At 55.9% G+C, this 20,874-nt stretch carries 16 protein-coding genes and 1 other annotated feature; of the genes, 8 read left to right on the top strand and 8 right to left on the bottom strand.

Annotated features, from left to right (window positions below; translation table 11 throughout):
- Positions 1-2: 2 nt before the first annotated feature.
- Positions 3-377, bottom strand: a complete 375-nt coding sequence (locus EDF73_RS04840) for a helix-turn-helix domain-containing protein (protein ID WP_132726512.1) — start codon at positions 375-377, stop codon at positions 3-5.
- 386 nt (positions 378-763) lie between these two features.
- A complete protein-coding gene (locus EDF73_RS04835; protein ID WP_132726509.1) occupies positions 764-1,465 on the bottom strand; it encodes an SDR family NAD(P)-dependent oxidoreductase in 702 nt (233 codons plus the stop codon).
- A 121-nt stretch (positions 1,466-1,586) separates the two neighbouring features.
- Here EDF73_RS04835 and EDF73_RS04830 point away from each other — a divergent pair, with 121 nt between their 5' ends.
- Entirely contained in the window at positions 1,587-2,489 is a 903-nt protein-coding gene (locus tag EDF73_RS04830; protein ID WP_132726507.1) for a LysR family transcriptional regulator, read from the top strand.
- A 160-nt stretch (positions 2,490-2,649) separates the two neighbouring features.
- On the opposite strand, the gene EDF73_RS04825 is transcribed toward EDF73_RS04830, so the two are convergent.
- On the bottom strand, positions 2,650-3,597 hold the full coding sequence (locus EDF73_RS04825) for a zinc-binding alcohol dehydrogenase family protein (RefSeq protein ID WP_132726504.1): 948 nt from the start codon (positions 3,595-3,597) through the stop codon (positions 2,650-2,652).
- Between the two features lie 75 nt (positions 3,598-3,672).
- Between EDF73_RS04825 and EDF73_RS04820 the strand changes: the two genes are divergently transcribed.
- The 5 genes from EDF73_RS04820 to EDF73_RS04795 all read left to right on the top strand — a co-directional run bounded on the left by EDF73_RS04820 (position 3,673) and on the right by EDF73_RS04795 (position 12,346).
- The gene (locus tag EDF73_RS04820) at positions 3,673-4,128 is read left to right on the top strand and encodes a MarR family transcriptional regulator (RefSeq protein WP_132726502.1); all 456 of its coding nucleotides are present in this window, start codon (positions 3,673-3,675) and stop codon (positions 4,126-4,128) included.
- Positions 4,129-4,628: 500 nt separating this feature from the next.
- Complete coding sequence (locus EDF73_RS04815) at positions 4,629-5,252, top strand: hypothetical protein (protein ID WP_132726501.1); 624 nt, start codon at positions 4,629-4,631, stop codon at positions 5,250-5,252.
- A 963-nt stretch (positions 5,253-6,215) separates the two neighbouring features.
- Positions 6,216-8,885, top strand: coding sequence for a calcium-binding protein (locus EDF73_RS27920; RefSeq protein WP_165905648.1), 2,670 nt, complete (start codon positions 6,216-6,218; stop codon positions 8,883-8,885).
- Positions 8,886-8,918: 33 nt separating this feature from the next.
- Complete coding sequence (locus EDF73_RS04800; RefSeq protein WP_132726493.1) at positions 8,919-11,024, top strand: type I secretion system permease/ATPase; 2,106 nt, start codon at positions 8,919-8,921, stop codon at positions 11,022-11,024.
- A complete protein-coding gene (locus tag EDF73_RS04795; protein WP_132726491.1) occupies positions 11,021-12,346 on the top strand; it encodes an HlyD family type I secretion periplasmic adaptor subunit in 1,326 nt (441 codons plus the stop codon). The genes EDF73_RS04800 and EDF73_RS04795 overlap by 4 nt, the downstream gene beginning before the upstream one ends.
- A gap of 52 nt (positions 12,347-12,398) precedes the next feature.
- On the opposite strand, the gene trpA is transcribed toward EDF73_RS04795, so the two are convergent.
- From trpA to EDF73_RS04770, 5 genes are read right to left on the bottom strand one after another with little or no spacing between them, the layout of a single operon-like run.
- Positions 12,399-13,202, bottom strand: coding sequence for a tryptophan synthase subunit alpha (gene trpA, locus EDF73_RS04790; protein WP_132726488.1), 804 nt, complete (start codon positions 13,200-13,202; stop codon positions 12,399-12,401).
- Complete coding sequence (gene trpB / locus EDF73_RS04785; RefSeq protein WP_132726486.1) at positions 13,202-14,395, bottom strand: tryptophan synthase subunit beta; 1,194 nt, start codon at positions 14,393-14,395, stop codon at positions 13,202-13,204. Before trpB ends, trpA begins: the two co-directional genes overlap by 1 nt.
- A 9-nt stretch (positions 14,396-14,404) precedes the next feature.
- Entirely contained in the window at positions 14,405-15,763 is a 1,359-nt protein-coding gene (gene trpCF, locus EDF73_RS04780; protein ID WP_132726483.1) for a bifunctional indole-3-glycerol-phosphate synthase TrpC/phosphoribosylanthranilate isomerase TrpF, read from the bottom strand.
- 3 nt (positions 15,764-15,766) lie between these two features.
- A complete protein-coding gene (gene trpD / locus EDF73_RS04775; RefSeq protein ID WP_132726481.1) occupies positions 15,767-17,362 on the bottom strand; it encodes a bifunctional anthranilate synthase glutamate amidotransferase component TrpG/anthranilate phosphoribosyltransferase TrpD in 1,596 nt (531 codons plus the stop codon).
- A complete protein-coding gene (locus tag EDF73_RS04770) occupies positions 17,362-18,924 on the bottom strand; it encodes an anthranilate synthase component 1 (protein WP_132726478.1) in 1,563 nt (520 codons plus the stop codon). The genes trpD and EDF73_RS04770 overlap by 1 nt, the downstream gene beginning before the upstream one ends.
- 34 nt (positions 18,925-18,958) lie before the next feature.
- Positions 18,959-19,054: a sequence feature (Trp leader region), on the bottom strand.
- A gap of 159 nt (positions 19,055-19,213) precedes the next feature.
- Between EDF73_RS04770 and EDF73_RS04760 the strand changes: the two genes are divergently transcribed.
- Positions 19,214-20,077, top strand: a complete 864-nt coding sequence (locus tag EDF73_RS04760; RefSeq protein WP_132726476.1) for a PHP domain-containing protein — start codon at positions 19,214-19,216, stop codon at positions 20,075-20,077.
- Positions 20,078-20,092: 15 nt separating this feature from the next.
- On the top strand, positions 20,093-20,713 hold the full coding sequence (locus EDF73_RS04755) for an L-threonylcarbamoyladenylate synthase (RefSeq protein WP_032695873.1): 621 nt from the start codon (positions 20,093-20,095) through the stop codon (positions 20,711-20,713).
- Positions 20,714-20,874: the final 161 nt, after the last annotated feature.

The raw sequence follows: 20,874 nt of genomic DNA, 5'->3' as shown, positions 1-20,874 counted from the left end.
GTTTAACGTGGATGACGGCCCTTAAGGTATTTTTCGACATATTCATCAATTTCTTTTAATCTGCGGCTAAATACTCGTAGCATTTGTTTTTGATCGGGCTTTGGTAACTGCCTGAATATATGCAGTAATTTTTTCTCATCATTGCATAAGGACATGCTGTCATCTTTACCAAACATCAGCTCAGCAGGCGCCATCCCTAAAAATTTGGATAAAATTATTGCATCACTGACGCCGATGCAACGTATTCCCGACTCATAATTGCCAATGCGAGATTGAGTCCAGCCGCACATCTCGGCTAGTGCTTTTTGTGAAACCCCTCGCATCCCTCGTGCTTCTTTCAGGCGGGATGCTATCTTTTCGTTTTCTCCTTTCAGCATATAGTGGCGCGTCCTCGTAACCTCTATTCGTGTTCAGGATAAAGCACAAATTGTGTTTTTTCCTGAAGATAGACGGTTTCATAGACATTTTTTGTGAGTGAAATAACAAACTGAAGGATATTTATTTTCTTTGATACGTTGTTAGGTGATTTTTTAAGAATGAAATAGGATAGTTGGGATTCTTTTTTACGTTTTATTTTATATCTCTTCAGCATTCATTCATGATGCTGTCTTTTTTTTGATATGAGACGATCTTCCTGGCGATGGCTGTTCCGGCGTCAAATTCAACACCGGCGTCCTGCCGCGGTGGGGGATGCACTCTGCGGGCTAATCGTCCCGCTCTCTTTCAGGGCGGGTACGCGCTGAAAGAGAGCGGGATGCCGGGTTCACCACGGAACGGTTCTTCCTTGATAATCCAGGTATTCCAGGCCAGGCCTCTGCTGTTTTGCCAGCAGAACGGTAACCAGATGAGGAATCGTCTCTTCGATACTCAGCGGCGCGTCGTCGCCGCCTAGCGCGGTGCGGATCCAGCCCGGCGCCATCACCACCAGCGGATGTGACGGCGAACGGGCGGCAAAACTGCGCATAAACATATTGAGTGCCGCTTTGCTACCACGGTACAGCTCGCGCTGGCCGCTGATGTTATTGGTCAGGCTGCCCTGACCTGAGGACATCACGCCCAGTAATCCCTGTGCAGCCACATGGTGCTGAAGACGTTCAAGCACCCGCATTGGCGCAAGGGCATTCGTCAGCATCACCTGAATAAACTCCTCGCTGGAGACTTCGCCGATGGTCTGCGTCGGATCGCGATTGGTAGTTCCCGCATTGACAAACAGCATATCCAGGCGGTCAGCGGCGAGCTTTGTATCCAGCGCGGCCAGCTGGTCAGCATCACAAATATCCAGCGTTTCCATGCGCACCCGCTCAGGGTGGTCCTGCGCGAGTTGATGAAGCGGAGTGGGATGCTGAATGTCGCGTACGGTGCCGATCACATTCCAGCCATGGCGCAGGAATTCTCCCGCCATGGCGTGGCCGAGCCCGCGTGAAGCGCCGACAATCAGTACTGTCGGACGAACGATCGTGGTCATAATCAAACTCCTTAAGTAAAACGTGAGTCTCTGACTATAGTGATAGGATATATCAGGCGGAAGACGCAGCATTTGCAGTTATAAGATGCAACAAACGCCTTATCTCAATTCAGGAACGCAGATGAACGACCCCGATTTTAATTTACTTGTCGCGCTGGATGTTTTACTGGCGGAAGAGAGCGTCGCGAGGGCGGCACGGCGCTTGGGCCTTAGCGCTTCGGCAATGAGCCGTACGCTGACCCGCCTGCGCGTTGTGACCGGCGACCCGTTACTGGTGAGAGCCGGGCGTAAAATGGTACTAACGCCCCATGCGCAAAGCATAAAAGCGCGAACGCAAAATGTGGTCTTCGAGATGCGATCGGTATTGCACAGCCCGGCTGCGCCGCTCAATCTCCCGACGCTGGAACAAACATTCACCTTGCGGACTAATGAGGGATTTGTCGAAACCTTTGGTCCGGCATTGATTCGCGCCTGTGCGGCGCAGGCGCCGGGGGTGATGCTTAACTTTGTCGCGAAGAGTGAGAAAGACCCGCAATTTCTGCGCGATGGGCGGGTGGATCTCGAGATTGGCGTCCTGAAAAATATGGGGCCGGAAATTCGCCTGCAGGCGCTGTTTCGCGACCGTTTTGTTGGCGTATTCAGTACCACCCATCCGCTGGCGCAGTCTGGAGAGATGAGCCGGGAGCAATACGCTGCCTGCGAGCACGTGATCGCTTCCCGCCACGGAATGGTCCGCGGACCCGTGGATGACGCGTTAGCGCAATGCGGCCTGAGCCGTAAAATTGCCGCTGTGGTACCTGGGTTTGCGGCTGCGTTGGCGGTTGCCTGTCGTTCTCAGCTGCTTACGCTGGTGCCGGCATCCTATCTACGCTATGGCGTGCCCGAGGGCGTGGTTGTTTTTGAGCTCCCGGTTAAAACCCCGGAGATTACCGTTTCACAGATGTGGCATCCTCGCCAGGAGCAAGAGCCTGGCCACAGGTGGTTACGTCAGCAGGTGCTCAGCGTTTGCCAGCAGAGGGCGTGACAAAAAAAAGCCCGCACAAGTGCGGGCGAAAAATACTGGAAGCAATGTGAGCAATGTCGTACCGAATACCTGAGTGTTTTGCTCAACTATTCGGTAATGAGAAAGATAATAGTTCTCATCTAAGATATCAACCCCATCTTTTGTGCGGAAGCGATTTTTTTTAATTAATCACAAAAACGGTGCGTTTCTGGCTGTCATCGCGCGGCCATGCGCTCGCCACCTCGCTCAGCGGAAGGGGAGTGATGGCGATAGTAAAACCGCCCGCCACGGCGGCCTGCAACATTTCACCGGTAGCCGCCAGCAGCTGCGACATCGACAGGCTGCCAATACCGCTGCCCATCAGCTGTAGCGGGGCGGCTCTCAGCACCGCGCCGTTGAGCGCAATTTCAGCGCCGGAAAGCGAGCCGACCTGCACATAGCGCACCGGCGCGTGACCTGGGCTCTGTTTTGCCAGCGCCGGCAACAGTAATTCGGCGCTATGACCCCATAAATAATCCACGACCACATCAATCTGCTGCGCGGCCTGCTCGCTAAACTGCGCGTGCAGCGTCGGATCGTCCGCCGTTAAATGGATGCAAACATCGGCGCCAAGGGCGGCCAGCGCCTGCGCATTCCGCCCGGTAGCAATGACTTTTCTGGCACCCAGGAAACGTGCGACCTGCACCGCAAGCTGCCCGGCGCTGCCGGTCGCACCATTAATCAGCACGGTTTCACCCGCTTTGAACCCGGCGCGTTTAACCAGCGCGGCCCACGCGGACATACCGGGATTAGCCATCGCCGCAGCGGTGGTCTCTTCCAGCCCGTCCGGTATTGGCAGGCAGTTTTCATGGGGGACCGGCGCCCACTGCGCCATGCTGCCCCAGGGCGCAGCAGGGAAGGCAAAATAGACCCGCTGCCCATCGGCAAGCGTTCCGACGCCATCGATGCCGACCACAAATGGTAGCCGGCCGTCGAAACTGTAATGCTTACCGGAGGCGCGACCTTTCACCACATGGCTGATGGCGGCGGCATTCACCTTTACCAGGGCGTGACGGGCATCGGCCTGTGGATGTGTAAAATCGGCCCAGACAGGACCCTGCTGCAGATCGAAAACGACGGCTGCTTTCATAATGTTATCTCCTGAAGGCAATTATGTGTAAAATGCACATAATGGATAACGGCACTATACCCGGTTAAAAAATATATGCAATATGCACATAATGTTTACGACATCACTGATTTCCACGGCGCGCTGCTCGATATTATCAGCGTGATGAATCAGCCCGTCCGTGATGAACAGCTGCTGCAGGCGGCAGACGTTCAGCTCGATCAGATCCTGTTTCCGCTGCTGGTGGCCATCGGGCGCTATGGTCCGGTTGGGGTGGTTGAGCTGGCGGATAGCCTGGGACGGGACTACACCACCGTCAGTCGGCAGGTAAAAAAACTGGAGGCGCAGGGGCTGGCGCTAAAACAGCCTAATGCCCACGATCGGCGGATCAGCGAAGTCACCTTGAGCGAGCAGGGAAAAACAGTGGTTGAACGCATCGCGGTGGCGAGGACACGACTGATGAATCAGGTGCTGGCAGAGTGGGCTGAGGAAGAGGTAGAGGCGCTGTTTCGCCTGACGCGCAAATACGCCGACAGCTTGCAGCGGAAGTAGTCGTCTGGTGTCCGCCTTCAACATCTGGACAAACGCTCGTAACCGAACTGCGGTTTCGAAGATTATAGGCATTGCCGTCCCCCATACTTGTTGTGGCGTATTCCTCAGCCGCAATAATAATCCGTTGGTGAGAAAACAGCAGGGCTTGCGGCCGAGCATTTTGTCGAATTGGATGATAATGGCAAGGCCATTGATAAAAGCCAGAGACAGAGGTCTTTATTTATCACGATGGAGAATGAAAAAGACAAAAGCATAAGATCTTTTATATTACTTATGATGAAATAAAAATCTGACTTTCTTTCATTGGTTTCTTTAGTGAATATTATTCTGTATTTGATAAATACAATGAATGAATATACTTGCTTTCTTTTATGAAAGAACAGATTAATATATTGAATTTTATAACAATAAAATTATTGTCTGATTTCGTTTGATCTCATTGAGGAACAGGAGTAAATAAAATCCAATTAAATTAGCACTAACAAGTATAAGGATTTTGTATGCAAGGTCAGCTCTGTATCACCCTCAGGCAAAGGCAGTCTGATTCGCCCCAAAACATATTTTTTATAAAACGCTGCTGGCGTATTGTTGCTGTTCTGGTCGGATTGTTTATCCTGGTCATATCGCCATATACTCGCGCGGAGCAATCCAGTGCAGCAGTGGAGCAATCCACAGCAGAGGGGAACGTTGGTAACAAGCCATTAAGAAAACTGTCTCCTAAGCAGTTCTATGTGGAAGTGGGAATTCCAGGGGATTACAACATCAGCATACTTTTTGATACAGGATTGTCCGCCAATAAAAGCAGTAAGGATTATCAGCCTGAAATAAAGAAGTTCATGGAAAGGGAGCGTGAGGTTTTCACTTTGTTCAAAAAGGAAGTTGAAGGGGAAATTAATATTTATAGAATTGCGAATGATAAATTTGTTCGGGAAATAAAAATTCCAACAGAAAATGGGAGAGGTGGGAATGAAACTATTTATCTCATTGATCGTGCAGGAACTGGTCGGTACTATGTCAGTTTTTGGCTAGATAAAGGGCGGCACATAATTATTCCCGACATATATAGTCACCATCCGGATTTTGTTGAATATACTTTTAAGTTTGGTCGGGTTTATGGTAAATGATTTTAGAAGGATGCCGTTATGCCATACACAATAACTGTCAAAAATGACTCTTTGTATTGTCATTTGATAGGTGATTTAAATGTAATGAGTGAGTGTTGTAATAAAGTACTTGTTGGTTGTTATATTGAACGGAGTGTTTGAAGGGAGTGGGGTAATGAGATATGATGGTGTTGAGACGAAATATTTATTAAGAAAAAATTCTTCGAAGATGAGTTTTTTGCTTTTGTGCTCACTTGCTTTTGAAATCATTGGATATGCATTGTATAAGAAATCAATATATGGTTATCAATGGGAATTTTATTTCTGCTGTTTTTTCTTTGTTGCGGTTCTGTTTTGTTTTATTTTGATTTATAAGACATTGATCTTCCCCAGTAAGTTGAAACTTGTTTATGGAAGAGGTGATGTCACTGAAAGAGACTGTTGCTCCATTGTTGATTTATTGAGACATGGTGCAGTCGCTTTATCGGTGGTGCTATATGACATCATTTGCATACTTAGAATTATTAATGGTAATAGTATATGAAAGATAGTGAAGATATTGCCTCAATGGATACGGCCGCAGCCATTGCTGATCTTGTTCAGTCTGTTCTTGAGTTGCAATTTAAGTATAAATTTCCGGCCGATGAGCAGTTTTCCAAGGTTATTAGCGGAAAGTTTGGTGCTGTTTTTTCTACCACAAACTTAATGGATAAATATAAAAACGGAACTGATACGGTTAGTGACTGGTTAGGTGTAGGGGCCGATTTAGCCACAATTGTTGCAGGATATACAGCTAATCCCTTTGTTGCCGGAGTGGCGACAGCCCTGGGAATTGCATCATTCCTGACATCAGACACGGCGAAAACTATGGCAGGGATCTGGCTTGATAGTGTGAATAAATATGGGCTTTTTGATGCTGAAACAGGGCGGTTTATTCTTCCTCCTGGTATGTTGGATTCGTTTCTTTCGTCAGAAGGACCCGATATGTCAAACGCGGAAAACCAGGCCAGCCCCATTATTATTGACCTTGACGGCGATGGCATCGAAACCCTATCCATCAGCAGCGGTGTTTTCTTCGATCATGATGGTAATCAGTTTGCGGAAAATACCGGCTGGGTGGCTCCGGACGACGGGTTACTGATATTTGATCGTGATGGCAACGGGCAGATTGATAGCGGCAGTGAACTCTTTGGCAATAATACGCTGCTGAAAAATGGCAAACTGGCGGCCAATGGCTATCAGGCCTTGCAGGAACTGGATGAAAATAAAGACGGGCAGTTGAACAGCAATGACGCTATCTGGGCATCGTTACGTATCTGGCAGGATGGTAACAGTAATGGTCGGGTTGACGAAGGAGAGTTACTTTCTCTCGAAGAGGCCGGTGTGGCTGCCATTGGCACCGGATACAGCACGTCGCAATATGTTGATGAACAGGGAAATGCCCACCGGCAAACCGGCAGCATTACGCATACCGATGGCTCTGTCGGCCAATCGACGGACGTCTGGTTTGCGGCGAACAAGGGATACTCACGCTACACAGGCAATGTCACCCTGTCCGCTGAAATTCAGGCTCTACCGTATATCCGCGGGTTTGGCAATATGGCCGATCTGCATACGGCGATGAGTCTTAATCCGCAACTTATCGCACTGGTTCAGCAGTTTGTGGCCGATCCTCTGGTCGCTAAAGCGTCTGGCCTCATCGAAAAGCTCCTTTTTACCTGGGCTGGCGTAGCGGATATCGCGGAAAACAGTCGCGGGAGCTATATCGATGCCCGCAAGCTTGCGGTTATCGAAACCGCTGCTGGCAGGGGATACCAGAACACGGTTAACGGTACGGTTAACCCTCTGAGCAACGCCGCGGCCTTATTACAGGATGAATACCTCCGTTTTGCTGCCTATACCGAAGCCTGCCTGCTGACCTCAACACTGTATGCCAGCGATTTTGATTTCATTCATCTGCAACTTGACTCCGATCTCAGCGGTTTGACGCTGAACTTTGAAGCATTTGAGGCACATCTGAATACTTTGATGCATACGGATATGGAGCGTTATTTGCGGGTGAGTAATGTCTTGTATGCATATATGGAATACCTGCCATCCTTTGCGGACGTCCGCATGAGATTAGGGATTCCTGAGGCGTTGACATTTATCGGTAGTGACAATGCGGATGTCGTGACGGGAAAAAACACGAACGATGTACTGTGGGGAGGGAAAGGGAACGATACCCTGAAAGGGGGCAGCGGTAACGATACCTATCTCTTTAACGCCGGAGACGGGCAGGACACGATTATTGAGAACAGCGGGACGGACACGCTGCGGCTCGGGGAGGGGCTGCTGGCGGAGCAGGCAGTACTTTCCCGGCAGCGGGTGCAGGGCCATGACAGCCTGGTGCTCAGCTTCCGCGACCGGGCGGACAGCGTGATTATCCGGGGGTACTTCAGTCTGGACAACTATCAGGTGGAGCAGATTGTCTTTGCCGACGGCACGGTATGGGACGTGGCGGCCGTGAAGGCGATGCTGCTGGCGGGAACGGAGGCGGCGCAGAGCCTGCAGGCCTACCGGGAGGGGAGTGAGATCCGCGCCGGGGGCGGAAATGACGTGCTGACCGGGGACAGCGGCAACGATGCGCTGTACGGCGAGGCGGGAGATGACACCCTCGACGGCAGCTTCGGCAACGATCTGCTCCACGGCGGAACGGGCAAAGACACCCTGAAAGGCGGCAGTGGTAACGATATTTACCTCTTTAACGCCGGAGACGGGCAGGACACGATTATTGAGAGCAGCGGGACGGACACGCTGCGGCTCGGGGAGGGGCTGCTGGCGGAGCAGGCAGTACTCTCCCGGCAGCGGGTGCAGGGCCATGACAGCCTGGTGCTCGGCTTCCGCGACTGTTCGGACAGCGTGATTATCCAGGGGTACTTCAGTCTGGACAACTATCAGGTGGAGCAGATTGTCTTTGCCGACGGCACGGTTTGGGACGTGGCCACCGTGAAGGCGATGCTGCTGGCGGGAACGGCGGCGGCGCAGAGCCTGCAGGCCTACCGGGAGGGGAGTGAGATCCGCGCCGGGGGCGGAAATGACGTGCTGACCGGGGACAGCGGCAACAATGCGCTGTACGGCGAGGCGGGAGATGACACCCTCGACGGCAGCTTCGGCAACGATCTGCTCCACGGCGGAACGGGAAAAGACACCCTGAAAGGCGGCAGCGGTAACGATATTTACCTCTTTAACGCCGGAGACGGACAGGACACGATTATCGAGAGCAGCGGGACGGACACGCTGCGGCTGGGAGAAGGGCTGCTGGCGGAGCAGGCAGTACTTTCCCGGCAGCGGGTGCAGGGCCATGACAGCCTGGTGCTCAGCTTCCGCGACCGGGCGGACAGCGTGATTATCCGGGGTTACTTCAGTCTGGACTACTATCAGGTGGAGCAGATCGCCTTCGCCGATGGCACGCTATGGCTGCCGGAGGATGTGCTGAATTATATCGAACACAATATTCCTTTACCGGTCATGGACACCGCGGAAAGCACGGCAGACATTGCGCTGTTGAAGCAGGAGATCTGCCAGTTTCTGGCCTCGGGAGACGTTGATGATGCGGACGATGCCGGGGTTGCTATACCGCTGGCTACCGCGCAAACGACGGTGGAAAGCTAGCGCACAGCCGTTGGCTATTAGTGGAGCTGCGTTATGTCATCGGATGATAATCTATGGCAGGGGTTGCGATTGATCGCCCGCTACCACGGTACGGCGGTGAATATCCGCGCCCTGCGTGAGCAATTTTTTGTCGATACGGAACATCACATCACCCTGCAACTGGTGCGTGCGGCCCGCCATTGTGGCTTTCGTTGTCGCTACTATCCCCGCCTGCGCGTTACTTCGCGCTTACCTCTGCCGGCGCTGGTTCATTTACCCGATCGGGGATATATCGTTCTGTTGGCGGTTAAGGACGGGCAATGGCTGGTTCAGGAGGTCGATCGGCCGCAACCCTCCGTGTACTCGCCTGTGGAGGGGGCCAGGATCGGCGGTTTTTTATTTAGCCAGCGCTTCTCTGTGGAGAAGCTGGCTAACGAGTTTAATCTGCGCTGGTTCTGGCAGGCGTTTATGCAGTATCGCAGGCTGGTGGGTGAAGTCTTGCTGGCCTCATTTTTTATTCAGCTGCTGGCATTGATCACCCCCCTTTTTTTCCAGGTTGTGGTTGATAAAGTTTTGGCCCATCAGAGTCTGACGACGCTGGACGTCCTGGCGCTGGGAATGCTCTGCGTTACCGTTGCTGAAGTCATGCTGGATGGACTCCGAACCTACCAGCTGGCACATACCGCGCAAAGAATTGATGTCACCCTGAGCTCGTTGCTTTTTCGTCATCTTCTGGCTCTGCCGCTGGCGTGGTTTAAGGAACGGCAGGCAGGAGTGACCGTCGCGCGGGTTCACGAACTCAAAACGGTACGGGAATTTCTCACCGGCAGCGCTTTGACGCTCTGTACCGATCTGCTCTTTATGGTGATCTTTTTTGTCGTCATGGCGTTCTACAGTATTCCATTGACCCTTATCGTCATCATTTCACTGGTTTTTTATGCCATTTTATCGGCAATTATCACGCCATCTCTACGCCGCCGTCTCAACGATCAGTTTCGTCAGGGAGCACAAAATCAGGCTTTTCTGGTGGAGAGCATCACGGCGATCGAGCCGCTGAAAGCGATGGCGGTTGAGCATCATATGGTCCGTCGCTGGGATACCCGAATCGCCGCTTTTGTCAGCAGCTGCTTCAGAACGCAGAATTTGGGCAATATAGCCGGGCAGATTTCCCGCTTTATCAGCCGGGTAACCAGCGTGGCGATCCTGTGGTACGGCGCGCAGCAGGTTATTCAGGGCGAAATGACGGTCGGCGCCCTGATTGCCTTTAACATGTTTGCCGGTCAGGTTACCGCGCCGGTGCTGCGCCTCGTACAGCTATGGCAGGACATCCAGCAGGTCTCGGTTTCCATCAAACGGCTGGGGGATATTCTGAATATGCCTACCGAACAACAGCCGGTGAGCGGCATCGCGCTCGCCCAAATGCAGGGGGCGGTAAGGTTCGCCGGGATCAGTTTTGCCTACCATCCCGGCGGCGTCCAGGTACTGAACAGAGTGACGTTATCCGTAAGGCCAGGTGAGGTCATTGGCATTGTGGGGCGCTCTGGCTCGGGGAAAAGTACCCTGGCGAGGCTGATGCAAAGGCTGTATTTACCTTCTGCCGGCCAGATATTTATCGATGGTACGGATATTGCCCATACCGATCCGCAATGGTTACGCCGTCAGGTTGGCGTTGTGTTACAGGAAACTCAGCTTTTCTCCGGTACCCTGCGGGAGAATATCGCCCTTGCCGTGCCGGATGCTTCTCAGGAGGAGGTGATGGCCGCTGCCGCGCTGGCCGGCGCCCATGAGTTTATCAGTGAACTGCCGATGGGCTATGACACACCGGTTGGCGAACACGGCGGGCAGCTTTCCGGCGGGCAGAAACAGCGTATCGGCCTTGCCCGCGCGCTGATAACCGATCCCAAAGTGCTGATTCTGGATGAAGCTACCAGCGCACTGGACTACGAGTCTGAGCGCATTATTCAGCATAATATGACGGAAATATGCCGGGGGAGGACGGTATTTATTATCGCCCACCGCCTGTCCGCCGTGCGGCTGGCCGACCGTATTATCGTGATGGAAAGGGGCGGTATCGGCGAGCAGGGAACGCATGCTGCGCTGCTTGCCGAGAATGGTCTGTACGCGCGTTTATATGCGCTACAGCAGGGGATGGCCGGATGAAGCGCTACCGGGAATTTCTCCCCGCGGTGCTGGAAGTTCAGGATACGCCGCCTTCGCCTGCGGGCAGGGGCATCATCTGGTGCGTGATGTTGACGATGTCCGCGGCGCTCTTATGGGCAGCCTGGGGCGAAGTTGATATTGTTGCCGTGACGCAGGGGAAAATCGTGGTGAGCGAACTGTCGCGCCCGGTGAATGCCGCGGTCACCGCAGAAGTTGCGGCGGTGATGGTGCGGGAGGGGATGCACGTGGCCCAGGGGCAGCCGCTGATCAAATTTAACGACGGCCATTTACAGGCGCAAATAAAAGAGAACCGGCTGCGTCAGCGTATTAACCGGTTTCACATCGCGCGCCTGACATTGCTTGACCATTACTATCATCAGGGGATCGTTGCCGCTCAGCTTCCTCCCGCGTATCAACAAGAGGATGCTGCCCTGGCGGAACAGGCGGCGTTACGGCTAACGGCGGAAATCGAGGCGGATCGCCGTGAAAAAGCGGTGTTTGACAGCAGAAGAGCGGTTCTGCTGGCGCAGCTGGCTGAGGGGCAGGTGGAAAAAGCGCTGGCTGAAAATTTGCTGCCGGTTTTCAGAGAACAGTATCAGGCGCTGGAATCACTGTACCAGAAAAAGCTCACCAGTCGGGACAGCCTGCTGGAGAGCGGGAAAAAATATACCGAGTCCCGCCATCGGGTGGTGGCCGCAGAAACCCGCTTACAGGAGGTGCGTGACAGCCTCTATCAGATAGATGAAGAAGCGCAGGCCAGAACGGCCGATAAAACCAATGCCCTTGCCAAAGAGCGCGCGGAGCGCAGCGATGAAAACCGGGTGCTGGAAACCCAGCTCAATCAGCTCCGGTCCCTGAGCGCACAATACCTGTTGCGCGCGCCGGTTAGCGGAACGGTGGAGTCATTGGTCTTCAGGGATGCCGGCGGCGCCGTGGAGCCTGCGCAGGAGCTGCTGAAGATCGTTCCCGATAGCGGTGAACGGGTAGCGGAAGTCATGGTCAGGAACCAGGACGTCGGTTTTCTACGGCCCGGGCAAAAGGCGGCGGTGAAAATCAGTACCTTTGACTTCACCCGCTATGGCTGGGTGGCGGGTGAACTCCGGCAGGTCTCGGCCGATGCTATTGAGGATCGGGAGCTGGGGCTGGTTTACCGGGCGGTGATTTCCCTGAAACGGCGAACGTTGCTGGTTGAAGGAGAGGAAAAGCCTCTTGAGCCGGGAATGCAGGTCACCGGCGAAATAAAAACGGGACGCAGGACAATCCTGAGCTATCTGCTGAGTCCCGTGATGGAAGCGCTGGATGGGGGGGGTAAACAGCGCTAGTAACGGCTTTCGCGGTTAAAGCCGTTACCTCGTTACTTTATGTCGCGTTCGATTAGCGCGTCGCCGCCTTCAGGCTCTGCACGAATGCTTTGAGCTCGGCCAGCATGGTCTGCGGATCGTTAACGTTGCGCTCGATGATTTTCACGATCGCCGAACCGGAAATCGCCCCGGCGGCCCCGGCTTCAAGCGCGGCGGTCACCTGCTCCGGCGCGGAGATGCCAAAACCCTGCAGCGGCGGGGCGGCGTTGTACTCTGCCAGCTTTTGCACCAGGTGGTGCAGCGGCAGCGCGGCGCGGTTTTCTGCTCCGGTAACGCCGGCGCGCGACAGCAGGTAGGTATAGCCGCGGCCCCAGGAGGCAATCTGGCGCAGCAGGTCATCATCGGCGTTCGGCGGGCAGATGAAGATCGGCGCGATGTTGTGGCGCAACGCCGCCTGGCGGAACGGCGCGGACTCTTCGATCGGGACATCGGCGACCAGCACCGAATCGACGCCCACGCGTTCGCACTGGGCATAGAATTCGTCGATACCCGGGCTGAATACCAGGTTGGCGTACATCAGCAGGCCAATCGGGATAGTCGGGTGTTTGTGGCGAATCGCCGCCAGCATTTCAAAACATTGCGCCGGGTTAACGCCCGCGGCAAAGGCGCGCAGGGTCGCGCCCTGAATCGTCGGGCCATCCGCCAGCGGGTCGGAGAAGGGGATCCCCAGTTCCAGGGCGTCGGCGCCGGCTTCAATCAGCGTATCGATGATCTTCAGCGACAGTTCAGGGTTCGGATCGCCGAGGGTGACGAAGGGAACAAACGCGCCTTCCCGGCGGGTTTTCAGTTGTGCAAATAGCGTCTCATAACGTTCCATCAGATTTCCCCTCGCGCTTTCAGAATATCGTGTACGGTGAAGATGTCTTTATCGCCGCGACCGGACAGGTTAACCACCAGCAGCTGCTCTTTTTCCGGGTTTTCACGCATCATTTTCAGCGCGTGAGCCAGAGCATGGGAGGACTCCAGCGCCGGAATAATCCCTTCATGGCGGGAGAGCGCTTTGAAGGCCTCCAGCGCTTCGTTATCGGTAATCGACACGTAATCGGCGCGGCCGGTGCTGTTGAGGAAAGCGTGCTGCGGGCCAACGGACGGGAAATCCAGACCGGCGGAAATGGAGTAGGACTCTTCAATCTGGCCGTCTGCGGTTTGCATCATCGGCGACTTCATCCCGAAGTAGATGCCGACGCGACCATGCTTCAGCGGCGCGCCGTGCTCACCGGTTTCAATCCCGTGACCCGCCGGCTCCACGCCGATCAGGCCGACGCTGGTTTCATCGATAAAATCGGCAAACATGCCGATAGCGTTAGAGCCGCCGCCGACGCAGGCGATAACCGCATCTGGCAGGCGTCCTTCTTTTTCCAGAATCTGCGCTTTGGTCTCTTCGCCAATCATCCGCTGGAATTCACGCACGATGGTCGGGAACGGGTGCGGGCCCGCTGCGGTACCGAGCATGTAGTGCGCGGTCTCGTAGCTGCCGGACCAGTCGCGCAGCGCCTCGTTACAGGCATCTTTCAGCGTGGCGGAACCGCTGTGGACCGGGATCACTTCCGCGCCCATTAAACGCATACGGAAGACGTTTGGCGACTGACGTTCGACGTCTTTTGCCCCCATATAGATGCGGCACTTCAGGCCGAGCAGGGCGCTGGCGAGCGCGGAAGCCACGCCGTGCTGGCCGGCGCCGGTTTCGGCAATAATTTCGGTTTTACCCATCCGTTTGGCAAGCAGCGCCTGGCCCAACACCTGGTTGGTTTTATGTGCGCCGCCGTGCAGCAGATCTTCACGCTTCAGGTACAGCGTGGTGCGGGTGCCTTCGGTCAGGTTACGGCATTTGGTCAATGCCGTGGGGCGACCGGCGTAGTTTTTCAGCAGGCCGCTAAATTCAGCCTGAAACTCAGGATCTTTCTGCGCGCTAACGAAAGCTTCTTCCAGCTGGCGCAGGGCAGGCATCAGAATCTGTGGGACGTACATCCCGCCAAATTCGCCAAAATAGGGGTTCAGTAAAGTGCTCATTATTACTCCTTAATATGCGCGCAGGGTTTGAAATACCGCGGCCAGTTTGCTGGCATCTTTAATACCCGGCTGCGACTCTACGCCTGAATTGAAATCGAGTCCGGCACAGCCGCTTTTGGCGGCGTCTACACAGTTATCGGCGCCGAGTCCGCCCGCCAGAATGACGTTCCGCAGGTCCTGGCCTTGCAGCAGCGTCCAGTCGAAACGTTGCCCGCTGCCGCCCTGGCCATTATCGAAAAGGTATTTATCGACATGGTGGAGGTTGCGCGGCGGCAGCGTGTCGCTGACGCTGAGGGCTTTCCAGATCTGCACCGACTCCGCGAGGGCCGCGCGCAGGGCGTCGATATAAGCCTGATCTTCGTTACCATGCAGTTGCACGGCGGCCAGCCGCAGGTTTTGCGCCCGGGCAACCACCTCGTCGATCGGCGCATCGCGGAACACGCCCACGTAGCGCAGCCCGGCGGCCTGAATAATCTCCTTCGCCTGGGGCTCGTTGACGACGCGTGGGGAGGACGGCACAAAGATCAGCCCGCCATAAATCGCCCCGGACTCACAGGCGATCTGCGCATCCTGCGGGCGGGTCAGGCCGCAGACTTTATTCTCGCCAAGCAGCACGCGCTTCACGGCGGCATCGAGATCCGCCTGCTCCATCAAGGCGGAACCGATCAGGAAACCGTTGGCAAAATGGCTGAGTTCGCGCACTTCGGCATAAGTATGAATACCGGATTCGCTGATAACCGTCACATCATGATCCAGGCGCGGCGCCAGCTGGCGGGTGCGGTTCAGATCAATCGACATATCGCGCAGGTCGCGGTTGTTGATGCCGACCACTTTGGCTTTCAGCGCGATGGCGCGCTCCAGCTCCTCTTCGTTGCTGACCTCGGTCAGCACGCCCATGTTCAGGCTATGGGCCACGGCGGCCAGCTGGCGATACTGGTCGTCGTTAAGCACCGACAGCATCAGCAGGCAGGCGTCGGCCTGGTAGTAGCGCGCCAGGTAGATCTGGTAAGGATCGATGGTGAAATCCTTGCACAGAATCGGCTGCGGCGCGATGGCGCTGACGATCGGCAGAAAGTCGAAGCTGCCCTGGAAATATTTCTCGTCGCACAGGACGGAGATGGCCGAGGCGTAATTTTTATAGACGCCGGCGATAGCCGCCGGGTCAAAATCCTGACGAATCAACCCTTTCGACGGCGAGGCCTTCTTGCACTCCAGAATAAACGCGGTGCGCGTCCCGGCGAGAGCATCGTAAAAATTACGCTGGGTCGGGACGACGTCGTTCTGAAAACTGGCTAACGGTTGCTGTTGTTTGCGGGCTTCTACCCAAATCGCTTTGTCGGCAACGATTTTTGCTAAAACGGTCTGCATTATTTACCCTCTTGCCGCTAATGCGGTCACTCTGTCATAGGCCGCTCCGCTGTGCAGCACGTCGATGACCTGCTGTGCGTTGGCCTTCAGGTCTTCGTGCCCGTACAAACGCATCAACATGGCCACATTGGCGGCGACTGCGGCTTCATGAGCGGCTTCACCTTTACCTTGTAGCAAGCGTGTCAGAATGTCACGGTTTTCTTCCGGCGTACCGCCAGCCAGCTGCTCCTGATGGTAAGGCGTCAGGCCAAAATCGGTTGCCGTCAGTTGATAACTCTTGATTTCGCCGTTATTCAGTTCGGCGACCACCGTCGGCGCATGCAGCGACACTTCATCCATCCCGCCGCTGTGAACCACCGCCGCGCGCTGGTAGCCCAGCACGCGCAGGGTTTCGGCGATCGGCAGGACCAGCTCCGGGCTGTAGACGCCAATCAATGCCAGCGGCGGATGCGCCGGGTTGATTAACGGCCCCAGCACGTTGAACAGGGTACGGGTCTTCAACTGCTGACGGACCGGCATCGCATGGCGGAAACCGGTGTGATACTTCGGCGCAAACAGGAAGCAGACGCCCAGCTCATCGAGCGCGGCGCGGGACCTATCGGCTGGCATATCCAGATTGATGCCAAACGCCGCCAGCAGGTCGGAAGAGCCTGATTTGCTCGACACGCTACGGTTGCCGTGCTTCGCCACCTTCAGACCGCAGGCCGCGGCGACAAAGGCGCTGGCGGTGGAGATATTGATACTGTTGCTGCCGTCGCCGCCGGTACCGACGATATCGGCGAACAGGTAGTCAGGACGCGGGAACGGGGCGGCATTTTCCAGCAGGGCGGTGGCGGCGCCGGCAATCTCCTGCGGCTGTTCACCGCGCACCTTCATGCTCACCAGCGCGGCCGCCAGTTGCTCCGGCTTGACTTCCCCGCGCACCACCGCAGAGAACAGCTGATGGCTTTCCTGCTGGCTCAGGGTTTGCGCCTGGTACAGCTTTTCGAGAATCGGCTGGATGACGTTGGTCTGTTCGAGCTTTTGCAGCGCCCATGCCAGGGTCTGTTCCAGCAGACGTGCGCCCTGGGTGGTGAGAATCGACTCCGGGTGGAACTGGAAGCCGCAGACGCGATCGGCATCATGACGCACCGCCATGACCATCCCGTTAAAGTTGGCGTTAATTGTCAGCCCGGCCGGAATATTGCTGCCGACCAACGAGTGATAACGCGCCACCGGCAGCGGGTTGGGCAGGCCGGCAAACATCGCCTGACCGTCATGTTCGATGCTGGAGGCTTTACCGTGCAGGATTTCGCCGGCCTGGCCGACGTAGCCGCCGTAGGCTTCCACGATCGCCTGGTGACCGAGGCAGATGCCGATGATCGGCAGCTTGCCGCGCATTCGGGTCAGCAGCTCCGGCATACAGCCCGCTTCGCTGGGGGTACCCGGGCCCGGGGAGAGCATCAGCACCGGGTTGTCCATGGTGCCGATACGCTCAATTAAGGTCTGCGCCGGCACCGAGTTACGGTAAATCACCACGTTATGGCCGTTCGCGCGCAGCTGGTCTGCCAGGTTATAGGTAAAAGAATCGATATTATCGAGCAGCAGAATGTCGGCCATCAGAAAGTCTCCTTAGCGTGGTGGGCCTGGGCGATTGCGCGCAGCACCGCGCGAGCTTTATTGCGGGTTTCATCCGCTTCGGACTGAGGCACTGAATCCAGAACGATACCGGCGCCGGCCTGGACGGTGGCGATGCCATCCTGCACATAGGCGGAGCGAATCACGATGCAGGTATCAAGGTCGCCGTGGGCGGTAAAATAGCCCACCGCGCCGCCGTAGCTGCCGCGACGCTTGCCTTCGGCGGCGGCGATAAGCTGCATTGCCCGGACCTTCGGCGCGCCGCTAAGGGTGCCCATGTTCATACAGGCGCGATAGGCATGCAGGACGTCGAGATCGCTGCGCAGTTCACCGACCACACGCGACACCAGGTGCATCACGAAGGAGTAACGGTCGACTTTGGTCAGGTCGGCGACGTAGCGGCTGCCCGGCGTACAGATGCGCGCGAGGTCGTTACGAGCGAGGTCAACCAGCATCAAATGCTCGGAAAGCTCTTTGTGATCGGTACGCATTTCCAGTTCGATGCGGCTGTCGAGATCGCGATCCAGCGACCCGTCGGCACGGCGGCCGCGCGGGCGGGTGCCGGCAATCGGGTAGATCTCAATCTGGCGGCTGACGGCGTCATATTTCAGCGAGCTTTCCGGCGATGCGCCGAACAGCGAGAAGTCGTTATCCTGCATAAAGAACATATACGGGCTCGGGTTGCTCTTTTTCAGCACGTCGTAGGCTGCCAGCGCCGATGGGCAGGGCAGAGAAAAGCGACGTGAAGGCACAACCTGAAAAATCTCGCCGGCGCGGATGGCGCGCTGCATTTTACGCACCACGGCGCCGTACTCTTCATCACTCTGATCGCAGTCGCAGGTCATCGCTTCGACTTTGGTGACCGGCAGCGGCGCTGGCGGCTCGTTGAGCTGCTGGCGAAGCTGGGCGATACGCTGGGTCAGACGCTGTTTTTCACTCTCCAGCGGGGTGAACAGACTCGACTGGATACGGGTATTTTTAGTCTGGTGGTCGATAACCAGCAGGGTTTCGGCCAGGTAGAAACAGTAGTCCGGGCAGGCGGTGTCGCTCTCCAGCTCGGGCAGGTTTTCGAAACCGGCCACCAGGTCATAGGCAAACAGGCCGCCGAAGAACATCGCTTCGCGCTCGTCCGGCGGAACGATCACCAGCTCCTGCAACAAACGGAAGGCGTCGAAGACGGATAGCGAGCATAAGCGCGCGTCTTCATCCAGCAGGGCGCTGATCGGCGGAAATTTCATCACCCGACTGTTTGGCTGACGCTGGTTTTCGATGCCCACGGGCAGGGTGTTATCGAGTAAATCCAGCAGCGCCGCGCCGTTGGCGGACTGCGCCTGGATAGTGACAGTGTCACCCAGGGCGGTGATGCGCAGCGCGCTGTCCACCAGCAGCAGGCTTTTTAAATCATCTTTACTGTCGATATCCGCTGATTCCAGCAGCAGCGTGGCCGGGCGGGCGCCGCACAGCTGGTGGAACAATGCCGTCGGGTTTTCACGGTAGATGGCGTCGCTGGTGAGAAGCTCGAGTGCCGGTTTTGATGTTTGCATTATTGTTCTCGCCTTTCGGTATAATATTTTGTCCAATAAAAAGCCCGCTCATTGGCGGGCCGGGTATCTGTATGCTGAGTGCAAAACGCGATCACGCCGCCCGATATCAGGAGGTGCGCCACCAGCCGTGCAGAGTGATAACTTGCGTTTTCATCGTGATACCCCTTCATGTGAACTTGCGTACTAGTTAACTAGTCCAGAGGAATAAAGTCAACCCCTGTTTGCAGATTTTCTCCGCGAGTCGTTATGATAATGCGCTAATTTAAGTCCATGTCCAGCAGGAGTCACCTTGAGCGACACTAATTATGCAGTGATTTACGATCTGCACAGCCACACCACCGCCTCTGATGGGCGACTGACTCCGCAAGAACTTGTTCATCGCGCTCACCAGATGCGGGTCGGGACGCTGGCGATTACCGACCACGACACCGTCGCCGCGATCCCCGCCGCCCGCGCGGAAATTGCCCGCGCGGAGTTACCCCTTACTCTGGTGAGCGGGGTGGAAATTTCCACTCTGTGGGAAAACCATGAGATTCATATTGTCGGCTTGAATATTGATATTGCGCACCCGGCGATGACCAGCCTGCTGGAGGAGCAGAAGGCGCGGCGTCAGCTGCGGGCGCAGATGATCGCCGAGCGTTTAGAGAAGGCGCGGATCCCCGGCGCCTGGGAAGGGGCAATGAAGCTTGCTGACGGCGGGGCGGTGACGCGCGGACATTTTGCCCGCTTTCTGGTCGAAGCCGGTCATGCCGGTAATATCGCCGACGTTTTTAAAAAATATCTCGCCCGCGGGAAAACCGGTTACGTTCCACCACAGTGGTGTACAATAAAACAAGCGATTGATGTCATTCATCATTCTGGCGGCAAAGCGGTTATCGCCCATCCCGGGCGTTACGACCTCTCCGCCAAGTGGTTGAAACGGCTGTTGGCCCACTTTAGCGAGCAGGGTGGCGATGCGATGGAGCTGGCACAGTGCCAGCAGGCCCCGCATGAGCGTACGCAGCTTGCCTCGTACGCCGTACAGTTTGGTCTTCTCGGTTCACAAGGTTCTGATTTTCATCAGCCTTGCCCGTGGATCGAACTGGGCCGCAAACTCTGGCTACCCGCCGGCGTTGAAGGGATCTGGCACAGCTGGGAAACGGCCGCAGAATAAAATTGAGAGGGAAGTATGAGCCAGTTTTTTTATATCCATCCGGACAACCCACAGGCGCGGTTGATTAACCAGGCGGTGGAGATTGTGCGTAAGGGGGGGGTGATCGTTTATCCCACCGATTCCGGTTACGCGCTGGGATGCAAAATCGAAGATAAAGGCGCTATGGAGCGTATTTGCCGCATTCGTCAGCTGCCAGATGGCCACAACTTCACGCTGATGTGCCGGGATCTGTCCGAGCTGTCGACCTATGCGTTTGTCGATAACGTGGCGTTCCGGCTGATTAAAAACAACACGCCGGGGAACTACACCTTTATCCTCAAGGGGACCAAAGAGGTGCCGCGCCGCCTGCTGCAGGAAAAGCGGAAAACCATCGGCATGCGCGTGCCGTCGAATCCGATCGCGCAGGCGCTGCTGGAGACCCTCGGCGAACCGATGCTGTCGACATCGCTGATGCTGCCCGGCAGCGAATTCACTGAATCCGACCCGGAAGAGATCAAGGACCGGCTGGAGAAGCTGGTGGATTTGATTATCCACGGCGGCTATCTGGGCCAGCAGCCCACCACCGTTATCGACCTGACCGAAGACGCGCCGGTCGTGCTGCGTGAAGGCGTCGGCGACGTTAAACCGTTCCAGTAACGGACTCCGTATTCCCCGGCAGCATCGCGACCCTGGCTGTCGGGGTCCCCATTCCTGATGCAGGATAACCCCCCCCGCCGCGCTATTTCGCACTGAGTCGAAACAGCCCATGAAGCATCGTCTTTCTGGCGCAAGGGGGGCGTCGCGTCCTGCAAAGCTTG

Origin of the sequence: Klebsiella sp. BIGb0138, assembly GCF_004342285.1 — a bacterium.
GTDB lineage: Bacteria > Pseudomonadota > Gammaproteobacteria > Enterobacterales > Enterobacteriaceae > Klebsiella.
Note: the sequence above shows the minus strand (reverse complement) of the source record. Positions and strands in the feature narration are given on the sequence as shown.